This window comes from Frankia sp. CcMO1, from assembly GCF_977945845.1.
The window spans coordinates 1-11,031 of the sequence record NZ_CDWTMG010000047.1 but is presented as its reverse complement, the minus strand read 5'-3'; the positions used below and the strand labels follow the sequence as shown (position 1 = coordinate 11,031).

The 11,031-nt window shown below is 70.8% G+C and carries 8 protein-coding genes, 1 tRNA gene and 1 pseudogene; 9 read left to right on the top strand and 1 reads right to left on the bottom strand.

Annotation, left to right across the window (positions count from 1 at the left end; genetic code table 11):
• The first annotated feature begins 263 nt into the window (after positions 1 to 263).
• The 7 genes and pseudogenes from AC08OU_RS08775 (at position 264) to nrfD (ending at position 8,684) form a co-directional block, all read left to right on the top strand.
• The gene (locus tag AC08OU_RS08775; protein WP_476604634.1) at positions 264 to 875 is read left to right on the top strand and encodes a TetR/AcrR family transcriptional regulator; all 612 of its coding nucleotides are present in this window, start codon (positions 264 to 266) and stop codon (positions 873 to 875) included.
• 44 nt (positions 876 to 919) lie between these two features.
• Positions 920 to 1,366 (top strand): nuclear transport factor 2 family protein, encoded by a 447-nt coding sequence (locus AC08OU_RS08770; RefSeq protein WP_476604633.1) that lies wholly within the window; start codon positions 920 to 922, stop codon positions 1,364 to 1,366.
• A gap of 720 nt (positions 1,367 to 2,086) precedes the next feature.
• Positions 2,087 to 2,416, top strand: a complete 330-nt coding sequence (locus tag AC08OU_RS08765) for a histone-like nucleoid-structuring protein Lsr2 (RefSeq protein ID WP_476604632.1) — start codon at positions 2,087 to 2,089, stop codon at positions 2,414 to 2,416.
• 910 nt (positions 2,417 to 3,326) lie between these two features.
• Positions 3,327 to 3,896 (top strand): hypothetical protein, encoded by a 570-nt coding sequence (locus AC08OU_RS08760; RefSeq protein ID WP_476604631.1) that lies wholly within the window; start codon positions 3,327 to 3,329, stop codon positions 3,894 to 3,896.
• A gap of 12 nt (positions 3,897 to 3,908) precedes the next feature.
• Positions 3,909 to 6,614, top strand: a pseudogene (gene fdh / locus AC08OU_RS08755) (formate dehydrogenase); the annotation flags it as partial.
• A 118-nt stretch (positions 6,615 to 6,732) separates the two neighbouring features.
• Positions 6,733 to 7,674, top strand: a complete 942-nt coding sequence (locus AC08OU_RS08750) for a 4Fe-4S dicluster domain-containing protein (protein WP_476604630.1) — start codon at positions 6,733 to 6,735, stop codon at positions 7,672 to 7,674.
• Positions 7,671 to 8,684 carry an NrfD/PsrC family molybdoenzyme membrane anchor subunit gene (gene nrfD / locus AC08OU_RS08745; RefSeq protein WP_476604629.1) on the top strand — a complete coding sequence of 338 codons (1,014 nt, stop codon included), beginning with the start codon at positions 7,671 to 7,673 and terminating at the stop codon, positions 8,682 to 8,684. The genes AC08OU_RS08750 and nrfD overlap by 4 nt, the downstream gene beginning before the upstream one ends.
• 58 nt (positions 8,685 to 8,742) lie before the next feature.
• Here nrfD and selD read toward each other — a convergent pair whose 3' ends face one another.
• Complete coding sequence (gene selD, locus AC08OU_RS08740) at positions 8,743 to 9,753, bottom strand: selenide, water dikinase SelD (RefSeq protein WP_476604628.1); 1,011 nt, start codon at positions 9,751 to 9,753, stop codon at positions 8,743 to 8,745.
• Between the two features lie 55 nt (positions 9,754 to 9,808).
• Here selD and AC08OU_RS08735 point away from each other — a divergent pair.
• Together AC08OU_RS08735 and selA are read left to right on the top strand one after the other, a co-directional pair.
• Positions 9,809 to 9,901 (top strand) — tRNA-Sec (locus AC08OU_RS08735).
• 13 nt (positions 9,902 to 9,914) lie between these two features.
• Positions 9,915 to 11,031, top strand: a 1,117-nt coding sequence (gene selA, locus AC08OU_RS08730; RefSeq protein ID WP_476604627.1) for an L-seryl-tRNA(Sec) selenium transferase, incomplete at its 3' end; no start/stop codon positions are given.

Here is an 11,031-nt window from a genome sequence, read left to right as displayed (position 1 = left end):
AACCTGATCGCCCACGACCACTGACCGATCAACGAAGCACGGAGGGGGACGGTGCGAATCGAGACGGGTAGGCCCCGTCGACGTCGCCGCCACGACGAACCAGCCGGAGCTGACAGGCAAGGGGTGATGACGCCACTTCCGGATGGCCGCGCGGATTGCGGCATAGGACGGGGCTGGCTGGCTGGCTGGCAGAAGCTGGTTCGTCGATATGGCACGGTGACGGCGCACGTCCGAGTGGGAGTGGTGGTCATGGAGATGCCGTCGTGGTGAGTCAGCGAGAGCGCAGCGAGCGCACGATCGCCGCCATCCTCGGGGCCGGCCGGGCGCTGATGGCCGAGGCCGGGTATTCCGGGGTGACGGTCGACGACGTGACCGCTCAAGCGCAGGTGGCCAAGGGGGCTTTCTACCACCATTTCTCCTCCAAGCGCGCGCTGCTCGATGCGGTGGTCAATCAGATCCAGGGTGAGATCGCCGACGAGTTGCGAGCAGACCGGCGTCCGGAGCCGTTGTCGAGCGACGACCTGGCCGCGGCGCTGGAGGGCTACCTGAGGCGCGCCGCCCACCCCGCGCGGCGGCGGCTGGTGCTCATCGAGGGTCCGGAGGTCCTGGGCTGGGAGCGCTGGCGCGAGATCGACGACGCCCATTTCGCCGGCATGACGCATGCCGCCCTCAAGGCCATCCTCCCGGTGGGAACCGACCTGGAGCGGGTGTCGGCGGCGACGCGACTGGTGCTGGGCGCGGTGATGGAGGCTGCGCTGGCGACCGGGCGCGCAGCCGAACCGGACAGTGCGGCGGCGCGGTACGGCGAAGTGCTGCGAGATCTGCTGTCGGGCCTTACGTCACCCCATGCCCCCAAACCGACTGAAAGTCGGTAATGTTTGTCGCGCCCATCCACGCGGCGCTAGTTCAGGAGGAACCCATGTCCGGAGTGCTGGCACAGACGGAGGCCACGGTGCAGCGGCACGTGCTGCAGCAGGTGTTCGACCGCTATCACGCGGCGTGGGAGGCGAAGGACCCCGACGCGATCGCCGCGCTCCACATCGACGATTCCACGTTCGCCCTGCGCAGCGGCGGTGCGCGGGTGAAGGGGCGGCCCGCGCTGCGGGAGTACTTCGAACAGATCTTCCTGGAATTCCCGGGCTATCAGGCCGAGGTCGATCGGCTGCTGCTCGGCGACGGGCACTGGGTCCTGGAGTGGACCATGGTGGTCGAGCTACCCGCTGCTGACGGCGGTACTTTTACTGCACGCATCGACCTGATCGACGTGGTCGACGTCGACGAGGCTGGACTGGTCACCCGCAAGGACGTCTGGGTCGACGGCGTGCAGCAGGCCGCCGCCTACCGGCGCGCGGGCCGCACCACCTAGCCGCACGCCTCGGCCGGTACCGGCTGGTCGATCGCCTCCGCGGTGAGGTAAGTGGGGTAAGCCGAGCAGGCACGAGGAGCGACGGGCCCGCTCCAGGAGCAGGCTGCGGGGCTCGGGACCTGCGACGACAACTCCTTTGACGGGTGATCAAGTTCTAGCTCCGATTGCGGCGGATCTGCCCGGTCGCGGAGCTCGGGAGCATTCAGTCGGGTAGGCCCGGTGCATTGCTGCACCGGGCCCCTCGGATCCGTACGTGCCAGTCGTCGTCGTCAATACGGCTCAAGCAAGCCGCTGTGGCGATTCAGGCCGACAGAAGTGCTGGGTCCTTGCTGGTGCCGGTTTCGCGGCGGTGGCTGTGCCAGTGGACAATGCGGTTGCCGTCCGGTGTGCTGGGATTCACACTGGTGGTCACGTGCTTCTTGGTGATCGCTTGGCGGGTGGTGCGATGCCACTGTTCCCACTCGGTGGGCTGTGTGTCCGCCCGCCGGATTATGCTCTGATTAGGCGACCTGTCAGCGGCAGGGTCGTGACTCGGGAGCAGCTGTAAAGGCGGTCGTCCCATGCGGGTCCAAGCGCCGCGGCCAGGGCGTGGTGGTTGCCGTTGCGCGGACAAGTTCTGGCGTGGGGTGTGGTTGTCGGGTGTCAGTCGACGCACATTCAGTCGTGCACAAGAGCGTGTTGAATTGACATCCCACTTGGTGACACCGAATCATGTCGGGTATGGCACAACGAGTTGTTGTTGAACTGACTGACGATGTCGATGGCAAGCCTGCCGCCGAGACGGTGATGTTTGGCCTGGATGGTAGGACGTTCGAGATCGATCTGTCGGAGAAGAACGCGAAGGCGCTGCGCAGGGAATTGGAGCCGTGGGTCGGTGCCGCCCGTCGGGTGGGTGGCCGCAAGGCCCGCGCCGGGGCTGCGGCGTCGGCGGTCACGGGTGTCGACAACAAGGCGGTTCGGGCGTGGGCCGCCAGCAATGGCATCGAACTGTCTGCCCGGGGCCGCATCCCGGCCGAGGTCATCGAAAAGTTCCGCGCCGCCGGAAACTGACTCACGTCACCCAGCGAAGCATCCGTGGCGCGGCGCCGATCGGTGACCTCGCGGCGCAGGCCGGTCTGAGGATCCTGGTCGGGGACGTGGCGCAGGGGCTGGGATTGGCGAACGTGTGTGGTTGCGGCCGGTCCGGCGCACGCCAAAGACGCGCACCGTGCATGGACGCCCGATCAGTGGGCTTCGACTGCAGGCTGTCCGCTACTTCGACATCGACTACAAGCGGTGGGACCGGCCCCGGACCATAACGGACTGCGTGTGGTCAGCGACACAGACGGATGGCGGCAGCCGAGACTGTCCGCGGCTACGTGTTCCGGATGTCGGCTCGTGTGGTGTGTGGAGCCCCGGCCGAGGCGCAGCTGGCACCTTTCGGCGAGGTACAGGGATCGCTTGGAATACGGCGGAATTGCCGGTATGCCGTTCAGCGAAAGTTCCGGTCCGGTGGGTCCGGTGGCCTGGTATGTCACAGTGATCTCGATCGAGCCGGCGAGCCGGCGGACCTGGCGAGGCCCTTGCTTGATGGGCCGTAGGAGTGGATCGCGAAAGGTGCCGTACACGTGCACTCGCATGCCGGAACCTTCCCCTTGCGTCACGACGGGAACGTCGGCCCGGGCGACCGTTGCCGGTCTACGGCGTTCGGGTCGAGCCGGCGAGGGTCGCCCTTCAACGCGTCTCCGGTGACGTGCGGAGACCTCCAACCCGATCAGGGTCGCCTGATCGAAAGCGGATGGAGCGGGCTCGTCAGTTGGGGAGTCCGGGACCGGCCCCTGCGGCCATTTGGACCTGAGGTTCGCCCACGTTCTGGGGGTGCTTAAGCGTTTCCGCGGGTCCGAATCACACCGATCGCGTGGGCGAACCTTGGACTGCCCGCGGTGTGCCGTGCGGGTCGCCCCGTGGCAAGGTACTTCCCATGGGTGTACGGACCTGGATCGGGCGCTGGCCGGTGTACCGGCAGGTCACCGGCACGGACCCGCTCGGCCGGGGCGCGGCCGCGCAGTCGCCCAGGTCGGCGTCCCTGACACCGCGCACCGCGACGGCGGACCGCGTCGCCCACTCGGTCTGCCCGTACTGCGCGGTCGGCTGTGCGCAGAAGGTGTACGTCTCCGGCGAGCAGGTCGTGCAGATCGAGGGCAACCCCGACTCGCCGATCTCGCGCGGCCGGCTGTGTCCCAAGGGGTCCGCCAGCAAGCAGCTCGTCACCGGTCCGCACCGCCTGACGAAGGTCAAGTACCGCGCGCCGTACGCGACGGAGTGGACCGAGCTCGACCTCGAGACGGCGATGGGCATGGTCACCGACCGCGTCCTCGACGCCCGGCGCAAGGGGTGGCAGGACACCGACGGCGAAGGCCGCATCCTGCGTCGCAGCATGGGGATCGCCAGCCTCGGCGGCGCCACGCTGGACAACGAGGAGAACTACCTCATCAAGAAGCTGTTTACGGCGCTCGGCGCCATACAGATCGAGAACCAGGCGCGGATTTGACACTCCGCCACGGTTCCCGGTCTGGGAACCAGCTTCGGTCGCGGTGGTGCGACGAACACCCAGCAGGATCTGGCGAACGCCGACTGCGTCATCGTCATGGGCTCGAACATGGCCGAGGCCCATCCGGTCGGTTTCCAGTGGGTGGTGGAGGCGAAGGCGCGTGGCGCCAAGGTGATCCACATCGATCCCCGGTTCACGCGCACGAGCGCGCTGGCCGACACCTTCGTCCCGCTGCGGGCGGGCAGTGACATCGCCTTCCTCGGCGGAGTGATCAACTACATCCTCGGCAACGAGAAGGACTTCCGCGAGTACGTGCGGGCCTACACCAACGCCGCCACGATCGTCGGGGAGGACTTCCGCGACACCGAGGATCTCGACGGCCTGTTCTCCGGCTACGACGCCGGGACCGCCTCGTACGACCCGTCGTCGTGGCAGTACGAGGGCATGGGTCGCACGTCGGACGCGGTCGCGCAGTCCGGTGCCCGGGGGAAGGAGACCGCCAGCGGGCTCCAGCACGAGTCCGGCGGCCCCGCGCTGGAGGGCGAGCACCCGCCGCCGCACGACCCCACGCTGCAGAACCCCCGCACGGTGTACCAGATCCTCAAACGGCACTACGCGCGCTACACCCCGGAGGTCGTGGAGGAGATCTGCGGCGTCCCACGGGACCAGTTCCTGCAGGTGTGCGAGGACTGGACGTCGAACTCCGGGCGGGATCGGACGACCGCCGTCGTCTACGCCGTCGGCTGGACACAGCACAGCGTCGGCGTGCAGTACATCCGGGCGGCGGCGATCATCCAGCTGCTGCTGGGCAACATGGGCCGCCCCGGCGGCGGGATCATGGCGATGCGCGGGCACGCGAGCATCCAGGGGTCCACCGACATCCCGACGCTCTTCAACATCCTCCCCGGCTACCTGCCGATGCCCCACGCCGCAGCGCAGCAGAACCTGTCGGACTACATCGAGGGCATCCGCGGCGACAAGCAGAAGGGCTTCTGGCGCAACGCGGACGCCTACGTCGTCTCGCTGCTCAAGGAGTACTGGGGCGACGCCGCGACGGCCGAGAACGACTTCTGCTTCGACTACCTCCCGCGCCTCACGGGGGACCACGGCACCTACCGGACGGTCATGGACATGGTCGACGGCAAGGTGTTCGGCTACTTCCTCCTCGGCCAGAACCCGGCCGTGGGGTCGGCGCACGGGAAGCTGCAGCGCCTCGGGCTGGCGAACCTCGACTGGCTCGTGGTCCGCGACCTCGTGGAGATCGAGAGTGCCACGTTCTGGCGGGATTCGCCGGAGGTCGAGACCGGGGAGATCGTCCCGGAGGAGTGCCGTACGGAGGTTTTCCTGTTCCCGGCCGCCTCGCACGTCGAGAAGGAGGGCACCTTCACGCAGACGCAGCGGATGCTGCAATGGCGCGAGAAGGCTGTCGATCCCAAGGGCGACCAGCGCTCGGAGCTGTGGTTCTTCTACCACCTGGGCCGCCGGCTGAAGGAGCGGCTCGCCCGTTCCACCGACTCGCGCGACCGCCCGTTGCTCGACCTCAACTGGGACTATGAGCTCGACGGCGACGAGCCCCGGGCCGACTCGGTCCTGCGCGCCATCAACGGCTACGACCTGACGACTGGCCGGGTGCTGGACGGCTACCTGGAACTCAACGCCGACGGGACGACGTCGTGCGGCTGCTGGATCTACTCCGGCGTGTACGCCGGTGGGGTGAACCAGGCGGCCCGGCGCACGCCGCGCGGCGAGCAGGACCCCGCCGCCCTTGAGTGGGGCTGGGTGTGGCCCTACAACCGCCGGATCCTCTACAACCGCGCGTCCGCGGACCCGGAGGGCCGGCCGTGGAGCGAGCGCAAGAAGTACGTCTGGTGGGACGCCGAGAAGGGGGAGTGGACCGGCAAGGACGTCCCAGACTTCGAGAAGACCAAGCCGCCTACGTACGTGCCCCCGTCCGATGCGGTCGGCGTCGAGGCGCTGGGCGGCGACGACCCGTTCGTGATGCAGGCGGACGGCAAGGGCTGGCTCTTCGTGCCCAACGGCCTGCAGGACGGCCCGCTGCCGGCGCACTACGAGCCGCACGAGTCCCCGTTCCGCAACCTGCTCTACGGGCAGCAGGCCAACCCGACGCGCAAGGTCTACGGTCGCGGCGACAACCCGTCGAACCCCTCGCCGCCGGAGCGGCACGCCGAGGTCTATCCCTACGTGCTCACCACGTCCCGGCTCACCGAGCACCACACCGCGGGCGGCATGAGCCGTCAGCTCCCGTACCTCTCCGAGCTCCAGCCGGAGATGTTCGTCGAGGTGTCTCCCGAGCTGGCGCGCGAACGTGGCCTGGAGCACCTGGGGTGGGCCCACGTCGTGACGAGCCGCAGCGCGATCGAGTGCCGCGTGCTCGTGACCGACCGTCTGACGCCGCTGCGGGTGCAGGACCGGCTGGTGCACCAGGTCTGGATGCCGTACCACTGGGGATCCACGGGCGTGGTGACCGGCGAGTCGGCCAACGACCTGTTCGGCGTCGCGCTCGACCCGAACGTCCTGATCCAGGAGAGCAAGGTCGTGACGTGCGACGTCCGGCCCGGACGGCGGCCGCGGGGTCGCGAGCTGCTGGAGTACGTCGAGGACTACCGGCGCCGGGCCGGCGTCACGGCGCAGACCGGCACCCGCCTCGCGACGCTCGCCGAGCCGGCGATCACCCACCAGGAGGGTGCAGAGCCGTGAGCGAGGTAGGAGCCGCGGCCGGGTCTGGACCGAGGCGGATCCACGCCGAAGGCGTGCAAGACGCTGAGGGAAGACGCGGTCTTGGCGGCGACGCCCGAGCGAGCAATGGAGCGGAGCCGTGAGCGAGGTAGGAGCCGCGGCCGGGTCTGGACCGAGGCGGATCCACGGCGGAGCCGCGCAGGACGCGGGCGAGGCGGGCCACACAGAGCACCCGCCCCGGGTCGGGTTCTTCACGGACACGAGCGTGTGCATCGGCTGCAAGGCCTGCGAGGTCGCCTGCAAGGAGTGGAACCTCATCCCGGACGACGGCTTCGACCTCCTGGGAATGTCGTACGACAACACCGGGTCGCTCGGCGCCAACACGTGGCGGCACGTCGCGTTCATCGAGCAGGGGCCGGTGCAGCGCGAGCCGGCCGCGCGCGAGCCCGTCGACCTCGGGATGCCGACGTTCGAGCTGCCCGGCGCGCGCACCGGCCCGGAGGGCAGGCAGGAGTTCCGGTGGCTCATGGCCTCGGACGTCTGCAAGCACTGCACGCACGCCGGCTGCCTCGACGTCTGCCCCACCGGTGCGTTGTTCCGCACCGAGTTCGGGACGGTCGTCGTTCAGCAGGACATCTGCAACGGGTGCGGCTACTGCATCTCGGCCTGCCCATACGGCGTGATCGACCGCCGCGAGGACGACGGCCGGGCATGGAAGTGCACCATGTGCTACGACCGGCTGCACGACGGCCTGGAGCCGGCGTGCGCGAAGGCGTGCCCGACCGACTCCATCCAGTTCGGCGTTCTCGACGAGTTGCGCGAACGCGCCCAGGAGCGGGTGGAGCAGCTCCACGAGGCCGGCGTCGCCGAGGCGCGGCTCTACGGCGAGAACCCGGACGACGGCGTCGGGGGAGACGGCGCGTTCTTCCTGCTTCTCGACGAGCCGGAGGTCTACGGGCTGCCGCCCGATCCGGTCGTTCCCACCCGCGACCTGCCCCGCATGTGGCGCTACGCCGGCGCCGCCGCGCTCGCCTTCTTCGGCGCGGGGGTCGCCGTTTTCGTCGAGGGCCGACGCTCGTGACGCGTCGCAGGGGCCGCGGCGACGACGGCGGTCGCGAGCAGCCGATGGTGCCGCCCGCCGAGTTCACGTCGTACTACGGCCGCCCGGTGCTGAAGCCGACGGTGTGGAAGGACGACATCGCCTACTACATCTTCCTCGGTGGCCTGTCCGCCGGGTGCAGCATCCTCGGTGCGGGGGCCGACCAGACCGGGCGACCGGCGTTGCGGAGGGGCACGAGACTCGCGGCGCTCGGCTCGCTGGCGGCGGGAGGTTTCTTCCTCATCCACGACCTCGGGCGGCCGGAGCGGTTCCACCACATGCTCCGGGTGGCCAAGCCGACCTCGCCGATGAGCGTCGGCACGTGGATCCTCACTGCCTACGGCCCGTCGATCGGCCTCGCCGCTGTCAGCGAACTCCTGCCGGCTCGTGTCCGCCGGACCGCCCTCGGCCGCCTGACCGAAGCCCTCGCCCGCCCGGCTGGCCTCGCAGCGGCCGGACTGGCGCCGGCCGTGGCGTCGTACACCGCCGTCCTGCTGTCGCAGACCGCCGTGCCCGCCTGGCACGAGGCGCACGAGGAGCTGCCGTTCATCTTCACGGGGAGTGCGGCGGCCAGCGCCGGCGGGCTGGGGATGATCGTCGCGCCGGTCGGCCAGGCCGCGCCGGCCCGGCGGCTGGCGATGTTCGGTGCCGTCATCGAGCTCGCAGCCTCCCGCCGGCTCGAGAGCCGTCTCGGGCTGGTCGGGGAGCCCTACACGACCGGCCAGGCCCACCGCGAGCTCGAGCGCGCGAGCATGCTCACGGCCGCGGGGGTGCTCGGCTCGATGCTGCTGGGGCGCCGGAGCCGCGCGGCCGCCGTGCTCTCCGGCGCCGCGCTGGTGGCCGGTGGGCTCTACGAGCGGTTGGGCGTGCTGCACGCGGGTGTCGCGTCGGCGAAGGACCCGAAGTACACCGTCGTGCCACAACGTGAGCGGCTGGCGCGGCGCGTGACGCGGCGCGAGCGCGAGGTTCGCCCACGTTCTGGGCGTGCGTAAACGTTTCCAAAGCCCCGGATCACACCGATTACCTGGGCAAGCCTTGGCGGCGCCGGGGTTAGTGGACCACCAGTGTGATGCCCTCCTGCGGCGGCACCAGCTCGCCGATCACCGGGTAGCCCGGCAGCTCACCGGCGACGAGCAGCCCGCCGGAGGTCTGCGCGTCCGCCAGGAGCAGGGCCTCCTCCTCGGCGACGCGCGAGAGGTCCGCCCGCGGGCGCACCCAGTCGAGGTTGCGGCGGGTGCCGCCGCTCACGTAGCCGTCGGCCAGGGCCCTGCGCGCGCCGTCGAGGTAGGGGACCGCCGCGGCCTCCACCACGGCGGTGACGCCGCTGGCCCGCGCGAGCTTGTGGAGGTGACCGAGGAGCCCGAACCCGGTCACGTCGGTCGCGCACACGGCGCCGGCCGCCAGCGCCGCGCGGGAGGCGCGCGCGTTCAGCGTCGTCATCGCGTCGATCGCCTGTGGGAACACCTCGCCGGTGGCCTTGTGGCGCGAGCCCAGGACGCCGGTGCCGAGCGGTTTGGTGAGGGTCAACGCGACACCGGCCCGGCCGGCGTCGTTGCGAAGGAGTCGTTCGGGGTCCGCGAGGCCCGTCACGGCCATCCCGTACTTGGGCTCCGGGTCGTCGACGCTGTGGCCCCCGGCGACGTGGCAACCCGCCGCGGAGGCCACGTCGAGCCCGCCGCGGAGCACCTCCCCGGCGAGGTCGAACGGGAGGACGTCGCGGGGCCAGCCGAGGAGGTTCACCGCGACGACCGGCCGGCCACCCATGGCGTAGACGTCGGAGAGCGCGTTGGCGGCGGCGATCCGGCCCCAGTCGTAGGCGTCGTCCACGACGGGGGTGAAGAAGTCAGCGGTCGCGACGAGGGCACCGGCGTCGGTGACGACCACCGCGGCGTCGTCGCCGTCGTCCAGGCCGACTGCGAGCGATCCGGCCTCACCCGGGAGCGGTCCGGGCCGGCGGAGACCGGCGACCACGTCCTCGAGGTCACCGGGCGGGATCTTGCAGGCACACCCCCCGCCGTGGGCGTACTGCGTGAGCCGGACCTTGGCGGTGGTCGTCGTCATGCACGCCACCCTAGGCACGCGATACTGGGCACGCCCTGCCGCGTGAGCGGCCGGGGGAGGCGTTCGGGTAGCTGGTGCTCCCCGCGGTCTTCAAAACCGTAGTGGCCGAGTATCTCGGCCAGGCGGGTTCGATTCCCGTCCGCCTCCGCGACGTGCCTACAGTGACCGCTGTGGAGACCGCGGACGAGGTTTCGGCTCGCCGTCGCATTCCCCGGACCGACGCCGTCCTGGCCGACACCAGGCTGGTCGCCGCGGGCGAGCGGCTCGGGCGGGACGCCGTGAAGGCGGCCGTGGTCGCGGCGCAGGACCGGGCCCGTCGTGGCGAGATCGCGCCGGAGGAGGTCGCGGACGCGGCGGTCGCTGGCCTGCCGGAGCGCGCGGCCTCCCTGCGCCATGTCCTCAACGCGACCGGCGTCGTCCTCCACACCAACCTCGGGCGCGCGGCACTGTCCGAGGCCGCGGTCGAGGCGGTGTGCGCGGCGTCGGGCACCACCGACGTGGAGCTCGACCTCCCCACCGGCCGCCGCGCCCGCCGGGGTCGGGGTGCCCTCGACGCCCTCGCGAAGGCCGTCCCCGCCGCAGAGGCGGTGCACGTGGTGAACAACGGTGCCGCCGCGCTCGTGCTGGCCGCGACCGCGCTGGCCCAGGGCCGCGAGATCGTCGTGAGCCGGGGCGAACTCGTCGAGATCGGCGACGGCTTCCGCCTGCCGGACCTCCTGCAATCCACGGGCGCGCGCCTGCGCGAGGTCGGCACCACCAACCGCACGGCCCTGCGCGACTATGCCGCGGCGATCGGTCCAGACACGGGGTTCGTGCTCAAGGTGCACCCGTCGAACTTCGTCATCTCCGGCTTCACCGCCGCCGTGCCGGTGGCGGAACTGGCCACGCTCGGCCCGCCGGTCGTCGTCGACATCGGCTCCGGCCTGCTCGCGCCGGACCCCCTGATCCCCCACGAACCCGACGCCGCAACCACGCTCTCCGCCGGTGCGGCCCTGGTCACCGCCAGCGGCGACAAGCTGCTCGGCGGCCCGCAGGGCGGCCTGCTGCTCGGTCGGGCCGTCATGGTGGAGGCCCTCCGGCGCCACCCCCTGGCACGCGCGCTTCGCGTGGACAAGCTCACCCTGGCGGCGCTCGAGGCGACCCTCACCGGACCCACGACTCCCACGGCCGCCGCCCTGCACGCCCGGCCCGGGGAACTCCGCGCGCGGGCGGACGCCGTGGCCGCGCGCCTGCGGGCGGCGGGGCTGCGGGCGGACGCCGTCGCGACCGAGAGCGTGG